Source organism: Amphibiibacter pelophylacis (assembly GCF_037688875.1).
Taxonomy (GTDB): Bacteria; Pseudomonadota; Gammaproteobacteria; order Burkholderiales; family Burkholderiaceae_C; genus Amphibiibacter; species Amphibiibacter pelophylacis.
The window spans coordinates 186191-205769 of record NZ_JAWDIE010000002.1; the positions used below are offsets into that span (position 1 = coordinate 186191).

15 protein-coding genes are annotated in these 19579 nt (G+C 69.2%); 7 read left to right on the forward strand and 8 right to left on the reverse strand.

Features of this window, described 5'->3' with window-relative positions:
* Positions 1-2: 2 nt before the first annotated feature.
* The 7 genes from RV045_RS02010 to RV045_RS02040 all read left to right on the forward strand — a co-directional run bounded on the left by RV045_RS02010 (position 3) and on the right by RV045_RS02040 (position 10648).
* The gene (locus tag RV045_RS02010; protein ID WP_423234082.1) at positions 3-1151 is read left to right on the forward strand and encodes an ABC transporter ATP-binding protein; all 1149 of its coding nucleotides are present in this window, start codon (positions 3-5) and stop codon (positions 1149-1151) included.
* A gap of 14 nt (positions 1152-1165) precedes the next feature.
* Positions 1166-3370: an alpha-galactosidase gene (locus RV045_RS02015; protein WP_423234083.1), complete on the forward strand. Its 2205-nt coding sequence runs from the start codon at positions 1166-1168 to the stop codon at positions 3368-3370.
* Between the two features lie 7 nt (positions 3371-3377).
* The gene (gene galE, locus RV045_RS02020) at positions 3378-4394 is read left to right on the forward strand and encodes a UDP-glucose 4-epimerase GalE (RefSeq protein WP_423234084.1); all 1017 of its coding nucleotides are present in this window, start codon (positions 3378-3380) and stop codon (positions 4392-4394) included.
* Between the two features lie 42 nt (positions 4395-4436).
* Positions 4437-5504 carry a UDP-glucose--hexose-1-phosphate uridylyltransferase gene (locus RV045_RS02025; RefSeq protein WP_423234085.1) on the forward strand — a complete coding sequence of 356 codons (1068 nt, stop codon included), beginning with the start codon at positions 4437-4439 and terminating at the stop codon, positions 5502-5504.
* A complete protein-coding gene (gene galK / locus RV045_RS02030) occupies positions 5501-6718 on the forward strand; it encodes a galactokinase (protein ID WP_423234086.1) in 1218 nt (405 codons plus the stop codon). The genes RV045_RS02025 and galK overlap by 4 nt, the downstream gene beginning before the upstream one ends.
* Before the next feature lie 113 nt (positions 6719-6831).
* On the forward strand, positions 6832-8898 hold the full coding sequence (locus RV045_RS02035) for a cation:proton antiporter domain-containing protein (RefSeq protein ID WP_423234087.1): 2067 nt from the start codon (positions 6832-6834) through the stop codon (positions 8896-8898).
* 28 nt (positions 8899-8926) lie between these two features.
* On the forward strand, positions 8927-10648 hold the full coding sequence (locus RV045_RS02040) for a SulP family inorganic anion transporter (RefSeq protein WP_423234088.1): 1722 nt from the start codon (positions 8927-8929) through the stop codon (positions 10646-10648).
* Here RV045_RS02040 and der read toward each other — a convergent pair.
* Genes der through rlmN form a run of 8 tightly spaced genes read right to left on the reverse strand, consistent with a single transcriptional unit; the run spans position 10645 to position 19571 of the window.
* The gene (gene der, locus RV045_RS02045) at positions 10645-12051 is read right to left on the reverse strand and encodes a ribosome biogenesis GTPase Der (protein ID WP_423234089.1); all 1407 of its coding nucleotides are present in this window, start codon (positions 12049-12051) and stop codon (positions 10645-10647) included. The genes RV045_RS02040 and der overlap by 4 nt on opposite strands.
* Positions 12052-12101: 50 nt before the next feature.
* Complete coding sequence (locus tag RV045_RS02050) at positions 12102-13262, reverse strand: outer membrane protein assembly factor BamB family protein (RefSeq protein WP_423234090.1); 1161 nt, start codon at positions 13260-13262, stop codon at positions 12102-12104.
* On the reverse strand, positions 13259-13939 hold the full coding sequence (locus RV045_RS02055) for a YfgM family protein (RefSeq protein ID WP_423234091.1): 681 nt from the start codon (positions 13937-13939) through the stop codon (positions 13259-13261). Before RV045_RS02055 ends, RV045_RS02050 begins: the two co-directional genes overlap by 4 nt.
* 39 nt (positions 13940-13978) lie before the next feature.
* A complete protein-coding gene (hisS, locus tag RV045_RS02060; protein ID WP_423234092.1) occupies positions 13979-15322 on the reverse strand; it encodes a histidine--tRNA ligase in 1344 nt (447 codons plus the stop codon).
* Positions 15315-16613 carry a flavodoxin-dependent (E)-4-hydroxy-3-methylbut-2-enyl-diphosphate synthase gene (gene ispG / locus RV045_RS02065; RefSeq protein WP_423234093.1) on the reverse strand — a complete coding sequence of 433 codons (1299 nt, stop codon included), beginning with the start codon at positions 16611-16613 and terminating at the stop codon, positions 15315-15317. The genes hisS and ispG overlap by 8 nt, the downstream gene beginning before the upstream one ends.
* An 18-nt stretch (positions 16614-16631) precedes the next feature.
* Complete coding sequence (locus RV045_RS02070) at positions 16632-17636, reverse strand: helix-turn-helix domain-containing protein (protein ID WP_423234094.1); 1005 nt, start codon at positions 17634-17636, stop codon at positions 16632-16634.
* Positions 17629-18423 carry a type IV pilus biogenesis/stability protein PilW gene (gene pilW / locus RV045_RS02075; RefSeq protein ID WP_423234095.1) on the reverse strand — a complete coding sequence of 265 codons (795 nt, stop codon included), beginning with the start codon at positions 18421-18423 and terminating at the stop codon, positions 17629-17631. Before pilW ends, RV045_RS02070 begins: the two co-directional genes overlap by 8 nt.
* A complete protein-coding gene (gene rlmN, locus RV045_RS02080; RefSeq protein ID WP_423234096.1) occupies positions 18420-19571 on the reverse strand; it encodes a dual-specificity RNA methyltransferase RlmN in 1152 nt (383 codons plus the stop codon). The genes pilW and rlmN overlap by 4 nt, the downstream gene beginning before the upstream one ends.
* Between the last annotated feature and the right edge of the window lie 8 nt (positions 19572-19579).

Genomic DNA, 19579 nt, shown 5'->3' on the forward strand with positions numbered 1-19579 from the left:
GCATGGCCAACATCTCGCTCCAGTCCGTTTTCAAAGCTTACGGGGATATGCCCCCGGTCATCCGCGATGTCCATCTGGAGATCGCCGACGGCGAGTTCTGCGTCTTTGTCGGCCCCTCGGGCTGCGGCAAATCGACCCTGCTGCGCATGATTGCGGGGCTGGAGGACATCAGCTCCGGCGAGCTGCGCATCGGCGGTCAGCTCATGAACGACACCCCGCCCTCGCAGCGCGGCGTGGCCATGGTGTTCCAGAACTACGCGCTCTTCCCGCACATGACGGTGTTCGAGAACATGTCTTTTGGCCTCTCGCTGGCCGGGGTGGACAAGGCCGTCGTGCGCGAAAAAGTCACCGCCGCTGCCAAGGTGCTGCAGCTCGATCACCTGCTGGAGCGCAAACCCAAGGCGCTCTCGGGCGGACAGCGTCAGCGCGTGGCGATTGGCCGCGCCATCGTGCGCGAGCCCGGCGTCTTCCTGTTTGACGAGCCGCTGTCCAACCTGGACGCGTCGCTGCGCGTGCAGACGCGCTTCGAGATCGCCAAACTGCACCGCGATTTCGGCCGCGCCAGCACCGTCTACGTCACGCACGACCAGGTCGAAGCCATGACGCTGGCCGACCGCATCCTGCTGCTCAACAGCGGCGAGGCCATGGCCCGCGACGGATCGGTCGCCCAGTGCGGCAGCCCGCTGGACCTGTATCACCGCCCACGCAACCTCTTCGTGGCCGGATTCATTGGCTCGCCCAAAATGAACTTCCTGCCCGGCAAGCTGGTCCAGGCCGGACCGCGCCAGGCCACGCTGCGCCTGGACACCGGGGAAACCGTCCTGGCCGCCGTCAACGCCAGCCGCCTGGCCCCGGGCGCGACCGTGACCGTTGGCATCCGCCCCGAGCACACCGAGCTGGGCAGCAGCACCCAGCACATCGTGCGCGCCGTGCAGTGGCAGGAGCGTCTGGGCGAATCCACCTACCTTTATATGGAGGCGGGCGACAGCGTCGAGAGCATGGTCACCAAGGCGCCGGGCCACGCCCACGCCGAGCCCGGCCACCGCCTGGCCATCGGCCTGCCCGAGCAGGCGCTGCACGTTTTTGACGACCAGGGTCTGGCGCTGGAACGCACCGTCGACGACCCCGACCGCCTGCTGCCGCAGGCCTGATCCGGATTCCTGCCATGACCGACGTTTCCTTGCCCAGCGCTCCGGCGCAGTTCCTGGCCCTGCACGGCCGCAACAGCAGCCTCGTCATCGAACACCACGCCGACGAAGCCCCGCTGTGGCGCTACTGGGGCCCGCGCCTGCCGCAGGGCACGCAACCCGAAAGCCCGCTGCGCGACAGCCGTCCCCTGCCCTCATTCATGCTGGATTTTGACCAGCCGCTGAGCGTAGCGCCCAGTTTTGGCGTGGGCTGGTTCGGCCAGAGCGCCCTGCTGGCGCACCGCGACGGGCGCGATTTTGCGCAAGCCTGGACGGCCTGCAGTTTTGAGTGGCTGCAGCAGGACAGCGCCCAACAGACACTGCGCCTGACCCTGACCGACGCCGTGGCCCGGCTGCGCCTGGTGCTGACCCTGAGCCTGGACGGGGCCAGCGACGTGCTGATCATGCAATCCGCCCTGCACAACGATGGCGACACGGCGCTGGACGTGCAGTGGCTGGCCGCGGGCACGCTGCGCCTGCCGCCGCACTGCGAGCGCGTGCGCTCCTTCGCCGGTCAGCACGTGCACGAATTTCTGCCGCAGGACGATGCCCTGTCGCGCAGCCTGTGGCGCAAGGAAAGCCGCCGGGGCCGCACCAGCCACGACTGCTTTCCCGGCGCGGTCGTCACCACACCGGGCACCACGCTGGACGCGGGCCTGGCTTTTGGCGCCCACCTGGCCTGGTCGGGCAACCACGCGCAGACCATCGAGTGGCTGCACGACGGCATCTACCAGTGGCAGATGGGCGAATGGCTCGCGCCTGGCGAAGGCCGCCTCGCCCCCGGCCAGACGCTGCACAGCCCCGAACTGGTCGCCACCTGCTCCAGCCAGGGGCTGAATGGCGTTGCGGCCAATTTCCACGCCGAACTGCGCCGCCGCCTGAACTGGCCGGGCGGCGCCATGCGGCCGCGCCCGGTGCATCTCAACACCTGGGAGGGCTTTTATTTCGATGTCCACCCCGGTCCTGTGAAAGAGCTGGCGAGCGCCGCAGCCGCCATCGGCATCGAGCGCTTCGTGCTGGACGACGGCTGGTTCCATGGCCGCCACCACGACCGCGCTGCGCTGGGCGACTGGTGGCCGGACGAGAGCAAATTCCCGAACGGCCTCGGTGATCTCATCGCCCACGTGAATGGCCTGGGCATGACGTTTGGCCTGTGGGTCGAGCCCGAAATGGTCAACCCCGACAGCGAGCTTTTCCGCGCCCACCCCGACTGGGCGCTGCAGGTGGCGGGGCGTCCTCTGCTCACGGCGCGCAACCAGCTGGTGCTGGATATCTCGCGGCCCGAGGTCAGCGACTATCTGTTTGAGAAGATTTCCGCCCTGCTTGCCGCCCACCCCATCGATTACCTGAAGTGGGACCACAACCGCGATCTGGCCCCGGCCGGGCTGGCGGACGGCCAGGCGGGCTACCGCGCGCAGGTCCACGCCGCGTGGGCGCTGATGGCGCGGCTGCGCGCCGCCCACCCGCAGGTCGAAATCGAAAGCTGCTCCGGCGGCGGCGGCCGCATCGATTTTGGCGTGCTGCGCCACACCCACCGCGTCTGGACCAGCGACTGCATTGATGCACTGTCGCGGGTCGAGATCCAGCGCGGCTTCCTGCAGTTCTTCCCGCCCGAAATCATGGGCGCGCACGTCGGCACCGCACCCGCGCACACCACCGGCCGCACGCAGAACATGGCCTTCCGCGCCGCCGTGGCCCTGAGCGGCCATCTGGGCGTCGAACTGGACGCCCGCCACCTCAGCGAGGCCGACGCCGCCGAGCTGCGCGGCTGGATCGCCGTCTACAAACGCCTGCGCGACCGCCTGCACCAGGGCCGCGTCTGGCTGGGCGAAGGCCAGGACGGCCTGGTCTGGCAGGTGCACGGCACCGGGGATTTGGAGGGCGACGGCGCCAGCGCCAGCCAGTTCGTGCTGATTGCGCTGCGGCCCAGGCCCAGCAGCCTGCGCTATTCGCCGCCGCTGCGCCTGCCCATGCTGGATGCGGGCGCGCGCTACCGCGTGCGTGAAATCCTGCCCGAAGGCACGGTGCGGCCGCAGGGGCGGCACCACACGGCGCCGTTTTTTGAGGCCATCAACGCGCCGGATGGCATGATCCTGGACGGCGCGTGGCTGATCCACCAGGGTTTGCCCACGCCGCGTGCCCACGCCGAAACGGCGTGGATTCTCACCCTGGACCGCATCTGAACCCCCTATGAATATTCTCGTCACCGGCGGCGCCGGCTACATCGGCAGCCTGACCTGTGTCCAGCTCCTGGCGGCTGGACACACGCCCATCCTGCTGGACAACCTGCACAACGCCAAGGCGGCGGTGGTCGACCGCATCGCACAGATCAGCGGCACACGGCCGACCTTTGTGCGCGGCGACGTGCGTGATCGCGCCCTGCTGGAGCGCCTGATGCGCGAGCACAGCATCGACGCCGTCATCCACTTCGCCGGGCTCAAGGCCGTGGGCGAATCGGTGGCCCAGCCGCTGAGCTACTACGACGTCAACGTCCACGGCACGCTGGTGCTGCTGGAGGCCATGCGCGCCGCCGGGGTGCGTACGCTGGTGTTCAGCTCGTCGGCCACGGTTTACGCCGAAAGCGACGTCATGCCGCTGGCCGAGGACGCGGCCAAAGGTCCGGTCAACCCTTACGGTCGCACCAAGTGGATGGTCGAGGAGATTCTGGCCGATGCCGTCCAGGCCGATCCCGCCTGGTCGCTGACCGCACTGCGCTACTTCAACCCGGTGGGCGCCCACCCCAGCGGCCTGATGGGCGAAGACCCGCAAGGCGTGCCCAACAACCTGATGCCCTTCATCGCCCAGGTCGCCGTCGGCCGCCGCGAGCGCCTGAGCATTTTCGGCGACGATTACCCCACGGCAGATGGCACCGGCGTGCGCGATTACATCCACGTCATGGACCTGGCCGATGGCCACGTGGCTGCGCTGCAGCACGGCCATGGCCGCGCGGGCCACCACATCTTCAACCTCGGCAATGGCCAGGGCATCAGCGTCAGGCAGATGCTGTCGGCCTTTGGCCTGGCCTGCGGGCGCGATCTGCCTTTTACCGTGGCGCCGCGCCGCGCGGGCGACCTGGCCGCTTACTGGGCCGACCCCACCCGCGCCGCACAGGCTCTGGGCTGGCGCGCCCACCGCGATCTGGCCGCCATGTGCGCCGACACCTGGCGCTGGCAGTCGCTCAACCCCCTGGGCTATCCCGAGAACTGATTTTTCTGGACTTTCTGGAAGCGGCCCCCGCAGATACATCCCATGGACACGATCTTCAACCCCGCCGACCACAGCCACCGCCGCCGCAACCCGCTCACCGGGCAGTGGGTGCTGGTTTCGCCGCACCGCGCCAGGCGGCCCTGGCAGGGCCAGCAGGAGGCCACACCGGGCGACGAGCGCCTGCCGCGCTACGACCCGCAGTGCTATCTGTGCGCGGGCAACACCCGGGTCAGCGGCGACGTCAACCCCAATTACCGGGGCACCTTTGTCTTCACCAACGACCACGCCGCGCTCCTGCCGCAGGTGCCACCCGCGCCGCAGGGCGACGACCCGATCTTCCAGCAGCACGCCGCGCAGGGCACAAGCCGGGTGATCTGCTTCTCGCGCGATCACAGCGCCACGCTGCCCGAGCTGCCGCTGGACGCCCTCCGCCGCGTCATCGACACCTGGTGCGAGCAGACCACCGAGCTTGGGCGCACGCACGCCTGGGTGCAGGTCTTCGAGAACAAGGGCGCGGTCATGGGCTGCTCGCAGCCGCACCCGCACGGCCAGGTCTGGGCCACCAGCCACCTGCCGAACGAAGCCGACACCGAAAACAGCCACCAGCGCGATTATTTCGCCGCCCACGGCCGCCCCATGCTGCTGGATGTCGCCCAGCGCGAAGCGGACGGCGAGCGCGTTGTGGTGCAGACCGAACACTGGCTGGCCGTGGTGCCGTTCTGGGCGACCTGGCCTTTCGAGACCCTGCTGCTGCCGCGTTTTGCCGTGCAGCGCCTGCCGCAGCTGGATGCGGCCCAGCGCGATGACCTGGCTGTGGCGCTGAAAGAGCTGACCGCGCGCTACGACAACCTCTTCCAGTGCAGCTTCCCCTATTCGATGGGCTGGCATGGCGCCCCCTTCGACCCCGCACAGCCGGACGCCGAAGCCGACGCGGCCTGGCAGCTGCACGCGCATTTTTACCCGCCGCTGCTGCGCTCGGCCACGGTGCGCAAGTTCATGGTCGGCTACGAAATGCTGGCCGAAGCCCAGCGCGATCTCACGCCCGAACAGGCGGCAGAGCGCCTGCGTGCGCTCAAGCCCGTCCACTACCTCGCTGAAGGTGCCCTGTGAACGTCCCCCACCCCGCCATCGCTGATCTTCTGGCCGCGTCGCCCGCCGCGACCGCACTGCACGCCGCCTTCGCCCGCCACTACGGCCAGCCGCCGCTGCACACGGTGCGGGCGCCCGGCCGCGTCAACCTGATTGGCGAGCACACCGACTACAACGGCGGTTTCGTGCTGCCCTGCGCCATCGATTACCAGACGCTGATCGCGCTGCGCCCCCGCCCCGGCCGCCAGGTGCGCGTGCTGGCGCTGGATGTCGGCCTGGCCACCGACCAGTTCGATCTGGACGCCCCCCTGGCGCCGCGCACCGACAGCCCTTGGGCCAACTACGTGCGCGGCATGGTGCAGCAGGTGCAGCAGCATCTGGCACGCCGGGGCCAGGTGCTTGACGGGCTGGACATGGCCATCACTGGCGATGTGCCCCAGGGCGCGGGGCTGTCGTCGTCGGCCGCGCTGGAAGTCGCCGTGGGCCAGGCCCTGATCACCGCTCAGGGCCTGGATGCGGGTGTGCTGGACGCCGTCACCGTGGCGCAGCTGGCACAGCGCGCCGAGAACGGCTTCGTCGGCTGCCAGTGCGGCATCATGGACCAGCTGATTTCGGCCTGCGGCGTTGAAGGCCACGCGCTGCTGATCGACTGCGAAAGCCTGGTCACGCGCCCGGTGCCGCTGCCCGCCGACATGGCCGTGTTCATCGCGCATTCGCGCGTGCAGCGGGGCCTGGTGGACAGCGCCTACAACCAGCGCCGCCAGCAGTGCGAAGCCGCCGCGCAGCACTATGGCGTGCCCAGCCTGCGCCACCTGGACGAGGCCACGCTGCTGGCCCGCCGGGGCGGTCTGGATAACACAGCCTTCCGGCGCGCCCGCCACATCGTCACCGAAAACCGCCGCACCCTGGCCGCCGCCGACGCCCTGGCAGCGGGCGATCTGGCGACGCTCTCACAGCTGATGGCGCAGTCGCACGCCTCGATGCGCGACGATTTCGAGATCACTGTCCCGGCCATCGACCATCTGGTGCAGATCCTGCAGGACACGGTGGGCGACCAGGGCGGCGCACGCATGACCGGCGGCGGCTTTGGCGGCTGCGTGGTCGCGCTGATGCCTCACGCGCTGGTGCCGCAGGCCAGCGCCGCGCTGCAGCGCCACTACCGCGCCCCCAGCGGCGAACAGGCCACCGTTTACGTCTGCCACGCCAGCGCCGGAGCGGGTGCGCTGCCGGGCTGAAACCCGTCCAAACGGGCACAACGACGGGCGAAACGGCGGGCGCAGCCGCAGCGTGCGGCACAATGGCAGACCTGACCGGTTTTTTGCCTGACCGCCCTGCGGCCTGCGCACGCATGCACAACTCCCTCGACATCGTTCTGCTTTACCTGCTGGCTGCGGTCAGCGGCGTGGTGGTGTTCCGATCGCTGCGTCTGCCGCCCATGCTGGGCTATCTGGTGGTGGGTGTTCTGATCGGCCCGCACGCGCTGGCGCTGGCGCGCGATTCGGAGCGGGTCGAATACCTGGCCGAGTTCGGCGTGGTCTTCCTGATGTTTGTGATCGGGCTGGAGTTCAACCTGCCCAAGCTGCGCAGCATGCAGCGTCTGGTATTTGGCCTGGGGCTGTCGCAGGTGCTGGTGACCATGGCGGGCGCGGTCATCGGCCACCTGGCGCTTGCGGCGGGCTTTGCCTGGATGGGCTGGCAGTGGGGCCTGCACTGGACTTCGGCGCTGGCGCTGGGCGGTGCCATGGCCATGTCGTCCACCGCCATCGTCATGAAGCTGATGGCCGAGCGCACCGAACTCGAGAGCGAACACGGCCGCCGCGTGGTCGGCATCCTGCTCTTCCAGGATCTGGCCGTGGTGCCGCTGCTGATCCTGATTCCGGCGCTGGGCACGCATCTGGCCGGGCAGGCGGCGGCCGTCGCTTCGGGCGCGCACGATCTGGGCGACCAGGCGCAGGCGCTGGGCGAGAGCCTGCTCATCCCCATGCTGACGGCGCTGGCCAAGGCGGCGGTGGTGCTGACGCTGCTGCTGGTCGGCGGCCAGAAGCTGATGAACCGCTGGCTGACGCTGGTGGCCAAACGCCAGAGCGACGAGCTGTTCATGCTCAACATCCTGCTGCTCACGCTGGGACTGGCCTGGCTGACCGAGCACTTTGGCCTGTCGCTGGCGCTGGGCGCCTTCCTGGCCGGGATGCTGATCGCCGAAACGCCTTACAAGCACCAGGTGGAATCGGACATCCGGCCCTTTCACGACATCCTGCTGGGGCTGTTTTTCATCACCATCGGCATGAAGCTGAACTGGCTGGTGCTGCTGGACCACTGGCTCCTGGTGCTGGTGCTCACCATTTTCCCCGTACTCTTCAAGGCCGGGCTGATCACGGGCCTGGCGCTGCTGGGCGGCGCGCGCAGCGGCGTGGCGATTCGCACGGGCCTGTATCTGGCGCAGGCGGGCGAGTTCGGTTTCGTGCTGCTGACGCTGGCGGTGAGCAGCGGCCTGATCGAGCGCGCCTGGATCAGCCCGGTGCTGGCCAGCATGGTGCTGTCCATGCTGGCCACGCCTTTCATGATCGCGCACGCCGACCGCATCGTGAACCGCCTGAGCCGCCGCGACTGGATGATGAGCTCTCTGGCCATCACCACGCTGGCCAGCAAATCGATGAAGATCCGCGATCACGTCATCATCGCGGGCTACGGGCGCTGCGGCCAGAACCTGGCCCGGCTGCTGACCCAGCAGGGCATCCCTTTTGTGGCGCTGGATCTCGACCCGGACCGCGTCAGCCAGGCGGCGGCGGCGGGTGACAACGTGGTCTACGGCGACGCCAACCGCATGAGCAGCCTGGTCGCGGCGGGCCTGTCGCGCGCCAGCGCCATCGCCATCACGCACCAGAACACGCGCTCGGCGCTGCGCACGCTGCACCATGTGCACGACCACGCGCCGCACGTTCCGGCCCTGGTTCGCACCGTGGACAGCAGCGACATGCCCGCCCTGCACGCCGCCGGCGCCACCGTGGTGGTGCCCGAGGCGCTGGAAGGCTCGCTGATGCTGGCCAGCCACGCACTGGCGCTGCTGGGTGTGCCCGTGCAGCAGGTGCAGACCATCACCCAGCAGGCGCGCGACGCGCAGTACGAGCTGCTGCGCGGCTATTTCCACGGCGCCGACGACGACCTGACCACCGGCGACCAGCAGGAGGTTCGCCTGCTCAGCGTCACCCTGCCGCCCGCCTGCCGCTGCGCGGGCATGGCGCTGGGCGATCTGGCCTGGAGCGAATGGCAGGTGCGCGCCCTGCACCTGCGCCGCCCCGGCGACGGCGTGCTGCCCGCGCGGCCCGAGCTGCTGCTGCAGCCCGGCGACACGCTGGTGCTCTCCGGCCAGACCAGCGGCCTGGACGAAGCCCGCGCCGTGCTGATGGCCCTGTGAAACCATGGCGCTCTGAGGGGAATCTGACATGACGCTCGCCCGCATCCCCTTCCCGCCCGACTGGATCCGCCACTACCCCAGAGAGCACCTGGGCACCGACCTGTCAGCCGGGCTGATCGTCACCGTGCTGGTGATTCCGCAGAGCCTGGCCTACGCGCTGCTGGCCGGTCTGCCGCCGCAGATGGGGCTGTATGTCAGCATCTTCCCGGTGATTGTTTACGCGCTGCTGGGCAGCAGCCGCGTGCAGGCGCTGGGGCCGGTGGCGCTCACGGCCATCATGACCGCCTCGGTGCTGGGGCCGCTGGCGCAGCCGGGCACGCCGCACTATGTGGCGCTGGCGGGCGCGCTGGCGCTGATGTCCGGGCTGATGATCCTGGCGGGCGGACTGCTGCGCCTGGGCTTTCTGTCGCAGCTGCTCAGCCGCCCGGTGATCAGCGGTTTCATTTCGGGCTCTGCGGTGGTCATCGTGGTCAGCCAGCTCAAATCGCTGCTGGGCCTGCACACGCCAGCCAGCGGCACCTGGCAGACGGTGCTGGGTCTGCTGCCGCGTCTGGGCGACAGCCACCGGCCCACCGTGATCATCGCGCTGGCGGCGCTGGCCCTGCTGGCTTTCGCCCGGCTGGGTCTGCAGGGCCTGCTGACGCGGCTGGGCATGACAGCGGCAGCGGCGGCTTTTGTGGTGCGGCTGATGCCGCTGCTGGTGGTGCTGGCGGGCACGCTGGCGGTCACCCAACTGGATCTGGACGGGCGCGACGGCGTGGCGGTGGTCGGCCCTATCGTCCAGGGGCTGCCTGGGCTCTCGCTGGGGCTGCCGCCCTTGGGCGATCTGGAAAAGCTCATCGTGCCCGCTTTCATCATGACGCTGATCGGCATGGTGCAGAACATCACCATGGCGCAGGCGCTGGCGATCAAGCGGCGCGAGCGCATCGACCCCAACGCCGAGCTGGTGGGCCTGGGCGCCGCCAACGTGGTTTCGGCCTTTTACGGCAGCATGCCGGTGGGCGGCGGGCTGTCGCGCACGGCCATCAACGTGTCGGCCGGGGCGCAGACGCCGCTGGCCAGCATCGTGACGGCCATCGCCATGATCGGGGTCGTGGCCGGTGCGGCCCACCTGTTCGAGCGCCTGCCGCTGGCCGTGCTGGCCGCCAGCATCACCATGGCGGCGGTGTCGATGATCGACCTCAAAGCCCTGCGCGCCGCCTGGCAGTACGACCGCGCCGACGCGCTGGCCTGGCTGGGCACGGCCGGGGGCGTGCTGGCCTTCGGGCTGGAGGCCGGGATCGCGCTGGGCGTGGTGCTGTCCATGGCCACACTGCTGTACCGAGCCAGCACCCCGCACATCGCCGTCATCGGCCGCATCGCGGGCAGCGAGCATTTCCGCAACGTGGACCGCCACCACGTGGACACCCTGCCCCACGCCCTGTTCATGCGCATCGACGAGAGCCTGTTCTTTGGCAACCTGGCCGCCGTCGAGCAGCGCCTCAACACGGCGCTCAAGCAGCAGCCGCAGACGCGCGACGTGGTGCTGGTGATGAACGCCATCAACCGCATGGACGCCACCGCCGCCGATGTGCTTGCCGAGCACAACCGCGACCTGCTCGGCCGCGGCATCCGCCTGCACCTGGCCGAAATCAAAGGCCCGGTTCAGGACCGCCTGATGCGCTCGCCGCTGTGGAAAGAACTGTCTGGCGAGGTGTTTCTGTCAGCCAACGGGGCGTTTGAAGCGCTGAAAACCCCGGCAGAAACTTAAGCCTTGCGCCCTACCCGCCTGGGTGCGCGGGCACCGTGGGCGCCGCCGCCCTGGCTGCTGCGATCCAGATAAGGGTTGCTGGACGAGCGCATTTCGATGCGCAGGGGTGTACCGACCAGCTTGAACTCGTCGCGCACGCGGCCTTCCAGGAAGCGTTTGTAACTGTCGCTGATCCCGTCCAGCGAGTTGCCGTGGACGACAATGATGGGCGGGTTCATACCGCCCTGGTGCGCATAGCGCAGCTTGGGACGGAAGGCGCCCACGCGCTTGGGCGCCTGGTGCTCGACGGCTTTCAGGATCAGGCGGGTGAGTTTGGGCGTACTGAGCTTGGCCGTGGCCGAAGCGTGCGCGCGCGCGACCGCCTGCCACACGGACGACAGGCCGCGCCGCTTGAGCGCCGAAATGGGCACCTGCTCGGCGAACTTCAGGAAGGCCAGGCGCTGCTCGATCGAGCGCTGCAGCGTCTCGCGCTGGTAATCGTCCACCGCGTCGGATTTATTGATGGCCAGCACCACGGCACGGCCCGATTCCAGGATGTAACCGGCGATGTGCGCGTCCTGGTCGCTGACGCCCTGCGTGGCGTCCAGCAGCAGCACGACGACGTTGGCGTCGGCGATGGCCTGCAGCGTTTTCACCACCGAGAATTTCTCGATGGCTTCGAACACCTTGCCTTTGCGGCGCAGACCGGCGGTGTCGATCAGCTCGAACTGGCGGCCCTGGCGCTCGAAAGGCACGTGGATGGCGTCGCGCGTGGTGCCCGGCATGTCGTAGGCGATCAGGCGCTCTTCACCCAGCCAGGCGTTGATCAGCGTCGATTTGCCCACATTGGGCCGCCCCGCCACGGCCAGGCGGATGGGTTTGGTGGGGTCGTGATCGAACTCCTCTTCGGGTTCGGGCTCCTCGGGCAGGCCCAGCGCGTCCAGCACGGCCTCGGTCAGGCTGCGGATGCCCTGCCCGTGCGCCGAAGAAATCGGGTGCAGCTCGCCCATGCCCAGCTCGTGGAACTCACCGACCAGCGGCGAATCCAGCATGCCTTCGGCCTTGTTGACGGCCAGGAACACCGGCTTTTGCGTCGTGCGCAGGAAGCGGGCGATGTCCTGGTCGTGGCCCGACAGGCCGGTGCGGATGTCGACCACGAAAATGATCGCGTCGGATTCGGCCACGGCCTGGCGCGTCTGGCGCGCCATTTCCTTGAGGATGCCGGTGTCGGTTTCGGGCTCGAAGCCGCCGGTGTCGATGACGATGAACTGCCGCTGCCCGAGCACCGCGTCGCCGTAATGGCGGTCGCGGGTCAGTCCGGAGAAGTCGGCGACGATGGCGTCGCGCGACTGCGTCAGGCGGTTGAACAGCGTGGATTTGCCCACATTGGGCCGCCCCACCAGGGCGATCACGGGCCTGTACATGCTGCTTCCTTGAAAATCGTCAAAACACTGCGAAAAATCGCCACCGCGCTTCAGCGCAGGCGGTAGGTGGCCACGCGGCCGTCGGCGCTGAGCACCAGCACGCCATCCGCCCCATCGGCCTGGAGGCTGCGCACGGCGCTGCCGCCCGCACTGAAGCGGGCGACCAGCTGGCCATTGGCCAGATCCAGCACATGAACGTAGCCTTGGGCATCACCCACGACCACGCGGTTGCCGACCAGCACTGGCGTGGTCAGGCCGCGATTGAGCAGGCTGTCCATGCGCCATGAGGGCGTGGATGCGGGCGGCTGCCAGGCGAAAACGCGGTCGCTGCCATCCACGGCAAGCACCCAGTTGGCGTCGCCGCCCAGGCCCTGCGCGCCGTCGAGGCGGGTCTGCCACTGCGGCTGGCCGGTGGCGGCATCCATGCACTGCACGCCAGTGCTGAACAGGCGCAGGCACAGGGTGTTGCCGCGTGCCAGCGCAGGCGCCAGCGGTACGGCCAGGCGCTCGATCTCGTTGCTGGCGCGCACGCCTGACAGGGGCTGCGACCAAACCGGTGCGCCCGTGGCCGGGTCCAGGCTGGCCAGCACGGCGCCCAGGCCCACCACCAGGCGTCCGCCCTGGGCGGTCAGCAGGCCGGGCGCATCCAGCGCCAGCTCGGCGGTGCGGTCACCCACCTTCTGCAGCCACAGGTAGCGGCCGGTGCGGGCGTCATAGGCGGCGACGCTCTGGTTTTGCATGAGCACAAAAACGCGCTCGCCCGCGACCAGCGGCGGCGTGACCACCGCGCTGTCCAGCGCGACCGACCACAGCGGCTTGCCCGCACCGTCGCCCTGCACCGCCATCACGCGCAGCGTGCGCGTGCCGGTGATGCCGGCCACCACCTGGCCGTCGCTGCCCACGCCGGCACTCAAAGCCTGACCGAAATCGGCCGACCACAGCGTTTTGCCGCTGGCCGCGTCCAGACCGCGGACCTGGCCTTTGTCATCGGGCACCGCCCAGCCGCCCGGCACGCGCACGGGCTGCAGCAGGCGCCCGACCGGGCCCAGGCGCGATTCCCACACCACGGGCACCTGCACGGCAGCCACGCTGGCGTCCAGCGCGACCAGCGGCGCGGGTTTGGGCGGGCTGTAGCCCGAACAGGCCGACAGCGCCACGGCGGCGACCAGGGCGGCCCAGAACGTGGGGCGGAAAGAATCAGAGGTCATCATGAAGCGCTCCCGGCCGCTGCAGCAGACGCGTCAGCGGGGGTATTTTCCCCCACCGAAGCCAGCTTGGCGGCCACGATGTTGCGGTAAGTGCCCGTGGCGGGCAGCGCCTGCCAGGCCTCTTTCCAGGCGGCGGCGGCGTCGGATTTTTTGCCCTGAAGGGCCAGGATGTCGCCGCGCTGGTCCAGCGCCAGGCCCTTCAGGCCCGCATCCTGCCAGCCCTCCAGCAGCTTCAGGGCGGCATCGTACTGCTTGTCACCGGCCAGCAGCGCGCTCAGGCGCAGGCGGGCCACGGCGCGGTAGGCCCCCTCGGGGCCTTTGTCGCTGACCCACTGAAGGGCGTCTTTGGCGGGCGCAGTCTGCCCCGCATCGGCCGCTGACTGGGCCAGCAGCAGGCCGGCCTGCGCCGTCCAGGTCTGTCCGGCGTAATCGCTGCCCATTTTCTGGAAGAGGCGCTGCGCAGCGGCGACGTCCTTGCGCTGCAGGGCCGATTCCATTTCGCCGTAAACGCCCTGGGCCTGCGCGCCCTGGCGGCTCTGGTACCAGCGCCAGCCGCTGTAGCCGGCCATGACCAGCGCAGCCACCAGCAGCGCGGTGGTGATGAAGTTGCCGTAGGTGTTCCAGAAGGACTTGAGCGATTCCAGCTGTTCCTGTTCGTCGAGGTCGAGGGCCTTGGCCATGGTTGTCCTTGTCTGATCGAAAATGTAAAAGGGTGCGGCTCAGGCGCGCAGGCGGCGGGCCAGCTCAGCGAGATCGGCCTCGCAGGCCACGGACAGGCGCTGCTGGGCCGGCTGGGCGGCCTCGTGGCTGGATGCGCCATCGCTGCTGCGCAGGGGCTTGAGGCCCACCTCGCCCGCAGCGACTTCGTCATCGGCAAAGACCAGCGCCCAGCGCGCCTGGCTGGCATCGGCCTTGCGGAACTGCGCCTTCAGGCTGCCCTGCCCCGGGTGCAGCACCACGCTGGCGCCGTGGGCGCGCAGCGACTCCAGCACGGGCAGCACCGCGCCCAGGTGGCGGGCGTCGCTGACGATGGCGTAGGCGTCGGGCGCGGAGGCAGCGGGCAGCAGGTTCAGTTCGGCCAGCAGCAGCAGCAGGCGCTCCAGACCCATCGCCCAGCCCACGGCAGGCACCGGTGCCTTCGCGCCCAGCTGCACCGCAAGGCCGTCGTAGCGGCCCCCGGCGCAGACCGTGCCCTGCGAGCCCAGGCGATCCGTCACCCACTCGAACACCGTCAGGTTGTAATAGTCCAGGCCGCGCACGAGGCGCGGATTGACGGTGTAAGCGATGCCCAGCGCGTCCAGCAGCGCCTGCATCTGCGCGAAGTGCGCGAGCGAGGCTTCGCCCAGAAAATCGATCAGGCGCGGCGCCGCTTCCACCAGCGCCTGCATGGCGGGGTTTTTGGTGTCCAGCACGCGCAGCGGGTTGGTGTAGAGGCGCGATTGCGCGGTCTCGTCCAGCTGGTCAGCGTGCGCCTCGAAATAGGCGATCAGCGCGGCGCGGTGCGCCTGGCGCTCGTCGGCCTGGCCCAGCGAGTTGATCTCCAGCCGCACATCGGGGCTCTCACCCCCGCAGCGCAGCCCGAGGCGCTGCCACAGGGCGCGCGTCAGGGCGATCAGCTCGACATCGACATCCGGCCCGGCGTAGCCCAGCACCTCGGCGCCCGCCTGGTGGAACTGGCGGTAGCGCCCTTTCTGCGGCCGCTCGTGGCGGAACATGGGGCCGATGTAGTACAGCCGCCGCCCGCCCTCGCGCAGCAAGTGGTGCTGCAGCGCGGCGCGCATCACACCGGCCGTGTTCTCGGGGCGCAGCGCCAGGCGGTCGCCGTTCAGGCTGTCCTCGAAGGCGTACATTTCCTTCTCGACCACGTCGGTGACTTCGCCCAGACCCCGCACGAAGAGCGCGGTCGGCTCCACCACCGGCGTGCGCACCGGCCCGTAGCCGTAGCGGCCCAGCACCTCGTGCAGCTGACGCTCCAGCCAGGCCCAGTGCTGGCTGTCGTCCGGCACGGCCAGGCCCGGGAACAGATCGTTCATGCCTTTGACGGCGCGCAGCAGGTCAGCCATGGCGGGCCTCCCCGGCCGCAGCGTCATGGCCGTAGCGGCGCTCGATATAGCTTTCGACCAGGGCCTGGAACTCGTGCGCGATGTGCTCGCCGCGCAGGGTGAGCGCCTTCTCGCCGTCGATGTAAACCGGTGCGGCCGGGGCTTCGCCCGTGCCAGGCAGGCTGATGCCGATGTCGGCGTGTTTGCTCTCCCCCGGGCCGTTGACGATGCAGCCCATGACGGCGACCTTCATCGATTCGACGCCGGGGTATTTCGATTTCCAGACCGGCATCTGCTGGCGCAGGAAATCGTCGATCTGCTTGGCCAGCTCCTGGAAGGTGGTGCTGGTGGTGCGGCCGCAACCCGGACAGGCCGTGACGCTGGGGTTGAAGTTGCGCAGGCCCAGCGCCTGCAGGATCTCGGACGCGACAACGACTTCCTGCGTGCGCGCCTCGCCCGGCTGGGGCGTCAGGCTGACGCGAATGGTGTCGCCGATGCCTTCCTGCAGCAGCACGGACAGCGCCACACTGGAAGCCACCGTGCCCTTGGTGCCCATGCCAGCTTCGGTCAGGCCCAGGTGCAGGGCGTAATCGCAGCGGCGCGCCAGCTCGCGGTAGACCGCGATCAGGTCCTGCACGCCGCTGACCTTGCAGCTGATGATGATCTGGTCGGGTGACAGGCCCAGGCGCGCGGCCTCGGTGGCCGAAGTCAGCGCGGATTCGATCAGCGCTTCCATCATCACCTGACGCGGATCCCAGGGCGTGGCGCGTCGGGCGTTGTCGTCCATCATGCGCGCCAGCAGTTCCTGATCCAGGCTGCCCCAGTTGACGCCGATGCGCACGGCCTTGTCCAGACGCGCGGCGATCTCGATCATCTGCGCGAACTGGCGGTCTTTCTTGTCGCCCTTGCCCACGTTGCCGGGGTTGATGCGGTATTTGGACAGCGCCTGCGCGCAATCCGGAAAATCAGTCAGCAGGCGATGACCGTTGTAGTGGAAATCGCCCACCAGCGGCACCAGTACGCCCATGCGGTCGAGCTGCTCGCGGATGTGCGGCACGGCGGCGGCGGCTTCAGGCGTGTTGACGGTGATGCGCACCAGCTCGGACCCGGCCTGCGCCAGTTCTTTCACCTGGATGGCGGTGCCGATGGCGTCCACCGTGTCGGTGTTGGTCATGGACTGCACGCGCACCGGGGCGTCACCGCCCACGGTCAGCACCTGGCCGCCCCAGGCCACCCGGGCCTGACGCGAGCGGCGCGGCGCGGCGCCCGCCAGGGCGATGGGCGTGTCGCCCGAAGAAGAAATGGCGCTCATGTCAGAGTCCCGTCCCTGTCAGGGTTCAACGCGGTAGCGGCCCACGGTGCCCTTGGCCGTCGAGGTCAAAGGCTGGCCGTTGTAGCTGACGGTGACGGCCGCAGCGCGACCGGCCACGATGCGCAGCGGCGCCTCGCCGGGCACATCGACCGATTCGCCGGGCTGCAGCGTGCGCTCAAACAGGCGCTTTTTGCCCGACATGACCTGCACCCAGACCTCCTGGGAGGCCGCCAGACGCACGCCCTGCCCGGCCGAGGCCGCAGGAGCTGCCGCAGCGGCCGGATCCGCAGGGGGGGCCGCAGCCGGTTCGGAGGCGGCCGCCGCAGGCGCCTGGCCCGCCAGCACCTGGTCAGCCACGGTGGCCGGGCCGCCCGAAGCAGCCACCGGCGCCGCAGCGGCAGCCGGTTTGGCCGCATCCAGCGACGGCGTCACCGCCACCGGAACGCCTTCCACCGTTGTACCGTCAGACAGCGCCTCGACCACCGGCGCGGGCTTGGCCGCGAAGCGCTTGAGCACGTCGGGCGACACGGCAAACATCCCGGCGATCAGCAGCAGCACCGCCAGCGTGCCCCAGACCGACTTGCGCCGCATCCAGGACAAATCGCGCCCGGAGGAATAGCCCGCCGACAGGCTGCGGTCACGGTAAGGCATGTTGAGCGCGACCTCGCTGTGCTCCACGCCCTGGAAGACGTTCAGACGCGGCAACGCGTCCAGCACTGGCTCGAAGCCCACCTTGAGCTGCTTGCAGATGGATTTGGCCAGCGCACGCGCAAAAGCCAGATCGGGCAGATCGGTGTAACGGTCTTCTTCGAGCGCGTTCAGCTTTTTCACATCCACCTTGAGCACGGTGGCCATCTCGGTGGGAGCAATACCCGCCGCCTCGCGGGCGCGGCGCAGCATGGTTCCGGCAGAGCCGCCCATCTGCAGCGCCAGCTGCGGGCCACTGGCCACAGCCGGGGTGACGTCCGCAGGCATCACGTCGGTGCGGGAAAAAGCGTTGTCTTTGGGGTCGGAATCACTCATCGAACAGGTTTCTTTCGTATCGGCTGGCTTGCACACTGCCAGGGAAGCGTTCGTTCAGGGTCTGGCCCAGGCGGCGGGCCTCGTCGCGGCGACCCAGCCGGACCAGGATGCGGATCTCCAGCCACAGCGACTGGGCGTTGACCCAGTCCGGGTTGGCGTTGAGCTGGCGGACATGAGCCAGCGCCTGCGCGGCATCACCGCGCGCCAGCTGCACGCTGGCCTGGGTGTAGATCACCTGCGGGTTATCCGGTTGCAGCAGACTGGCGCGGTTCAGGGCGGCCTGGGCAGCGTCCCACTGCTGACTGCGCGCGTAGCACTCACCGCTGGCCAGCCAGGTGCGCACAGGCTCGCGGTACTGCGGGTCGGACAGCGCCTGCGCAAAGCGCTGCTGCGCGGCCTCGCGCTGGCCGGTCTGGCACAGGAACCAGCCATAGTTGTTCAGGATGTCGCCCGCGCCGGGCTTGAGCGCCAGCGCGCGCTCGAAGGCCTGGCTGGCCTCGGCCGTGCGGCCCATGGCGGCCAGGATCAGGCCGCGCAGGTTGTGCGCCTGGGGCTCGCGGCTGCTGTAGGCGATGGATTTGTCCACCTCCTGCAACGCGATGGCGTTCTCGCCGCGCTGGAAGTAGGCCGTGGCCAGCTCCAGGCGGATGGCCGCGCGGTTGCTGTCGGTGGCCAGCTCGCTGGGCGGCTGCTGCGGCAGCGACGAGACGCTGACACAGCCCGCCGCCAGTACCGCCGCAGCCAGCGTGAAAGCGCCCAGAACAGGGCGGATCAGGGCAGATTTCATCGCGACACCTCCGGTTGCAGGGTTTTGGGCACCGGCTCCTGCCAGCGCAGGTGGACGCGGGTGCGGTCCTGCACCTCGCCCGCGAGCTGGCCGCAGGCGGCATCAATATCGTCACCGCGCGTTTTGCGCACGGTGGTCACCAGGCCCGTGTCCTGCAGCACCTGGGCAAAAGCCAGCACGCGCTCGCGCGGCGAGCGCCTCAGCCCCGACTGGGTGAACGGGTTGAACGGAATCAGGTTGAACTTGCACGGCAGACGGCCGTGCGGCAGATCGGGCATGCGGATGGCGTCCAGCAGTTCGCGGGCGTGGGCCTCGCTGTCGTTGACGCCGTCGAGCATGCAGTACTCGAAGGTGATGAAATCGCGCGGCGCGAATTCCAGGTAGCGGCGGCAGGCCGCCATCAGTTCGGCCAGCGGGTATTTGCGGTTGAGCGGCACCAGATCGTCGCGCAGCGCATCGTTGGGCGCGTGCAGCGACACCGCCAGCGCGGTCGGGCAATCCTGGCCCAGACGATCCATCATGGGCACCACGCCGGACGTGGACACCGTCACCCGCCGCCGCGACAGGCCATAGCCGTGGTCGGACAGCATGGTGCGCAGTGCGGGCACCAGCGCCGAATAGTTCTGCAGGGGCTCGCCCATGCCCATCATCACCACATTGCTGATGATGCGTTCGCCCGGGCGTCCCAGGCGCTGGCGCAGGTGATGCTCGGCCCACCAGAGCTGGGCGACGATCTCGGCGCTGCTCAGGTTGCGGCTGAAGCCCTGGTAGCCGGTGGAGCAGAAACGGCAGCCCACCGCGCAGCCCGCCTGAGACGAGACACACAGTGTGGCGCGGTCGTCTTCCGGGATGTAAACGGCTTCGACGGCATCGCCGCCGCCCACGTCAAACAGCCACTTGATGGTGCCGTCGGTGCTGGCCTGCTCGCTGATCACGGGCAGCGGCGCGACGACGGCGATATCCGGCAGACGGCTGCGCAGCGACTGCGCCAGATCAGACATCTGGGCGAAATCGGCCACCCCGCGCTGGTGGATCCAGCGGTAGAGCTGGGTGGCGCGGAAGGGTTTCTCGCCGATTTGCGCGCACCACGCCTGCAGGCCCGGCAGATCCAGGCCCAGCAGTGGGGTGCGTGCGTCCTGCGCCTCCATGCCCGAGG

Excerpts from the sequence above, each read along its gene's own strand:
- RV045_RS02010 (WP_423234082.1), top strand. The coding sequence starts at position 3 with ATGGCCAACATCTCGCTCCAGTCCGTTTTCAAAGCTTACGGGGATATG.
- RV045_RS02015 (WP_423234083.1), top strand. The coding sequence starts at position 1,166 with ATGACCGACGTTTCCTTGCCCAGCGCTCCGGCGCAGTTCCTGGCCCTG.
- galE (WP_423234084.1), top strand. The coding sequence starts at position 3,378 with ATGAATATTCTCGTCACCGGCGGCGCCGGCTACATCGGCAGCCTGACC.
- RV045_RS02025 (WP_423234085.1), top strand. The coding sequence starts at position 4,437 with ATGGACACGATCTTCAACCCCGCCGACCACAGCCACCGCCGCCGCAAC.
- RV045_RS02035 (WP_423234087.1), top strand. The coding sequence starts at position 6,832 with ATGCACAACTCCCTCGACATCGTTCTGCTTTACCTGCTGGCTGCGGTC.
- RV045_RS02040 (WP_423234088.1), top strand. The coding sequence starts at position 8,927 with ATGACGCTCGCCCGCATCCCCTTCCCGCCCGACTGGATCCGCCACTAC.
- der (WP_423234089.1), bottom strand. The coding sequence starts at position 12,051 with ATGTACAGGCCCGTGATCGCCCTGGTGGGGCGGCCCAATGTGGGCAAA.
- RV045_RS02050 (WP_423234090.1), bottom strand. The coding sequence starts at position 13,262 with ATGATGACCTCTGATTCTTTCCGCCCCACGTTCTGGGCCGCCCTGGTC.
- RV045_RS02055 (WP_423234091.1), bottom strand. The coding sequence starts at position 13,939 with ATGGCCAAGGCCCTCGACCTCGACGAACAGGAACAGCTGGAATCGCTC.
- hisS (WP_423234092.1), bottom strand. The coding sequence starts at position 15,322 with ATGGCTGACCTGCTGCGCGCCGTCAAAGGCATGAACGATCTGTTCCCG.
- ispG (WP_423234093.1), bottom strand. The coding sequence starts at position 16,613 with ATGAGCGCCATTTCTTCTTCGGGCGACACGCCCATCGCCCTGGCGGGC.
- RV045_RS02070 (WP_423234094.1), bottom strand. The coding sequence starts at position 17,636 with ATGAGTGATTCCGACCCCAAAGACAACGCTTTTTCCCGCACCGACGTG.
- pilW (WP_423234095.1), bottom strand. The coding sequence starts at position 18,423 with ATGAAATCTGCCCTGATCCGCCCTGTTCTGGGCGCTTTCACGCTGGCT.
- rlmN (WP_423234096.1), bottom strand. The coding sequence starts at position 19,571 with ATGGAGGCGCAGGACGCACGCACCCCACTGCTGGGCCTGGATCTGCCG.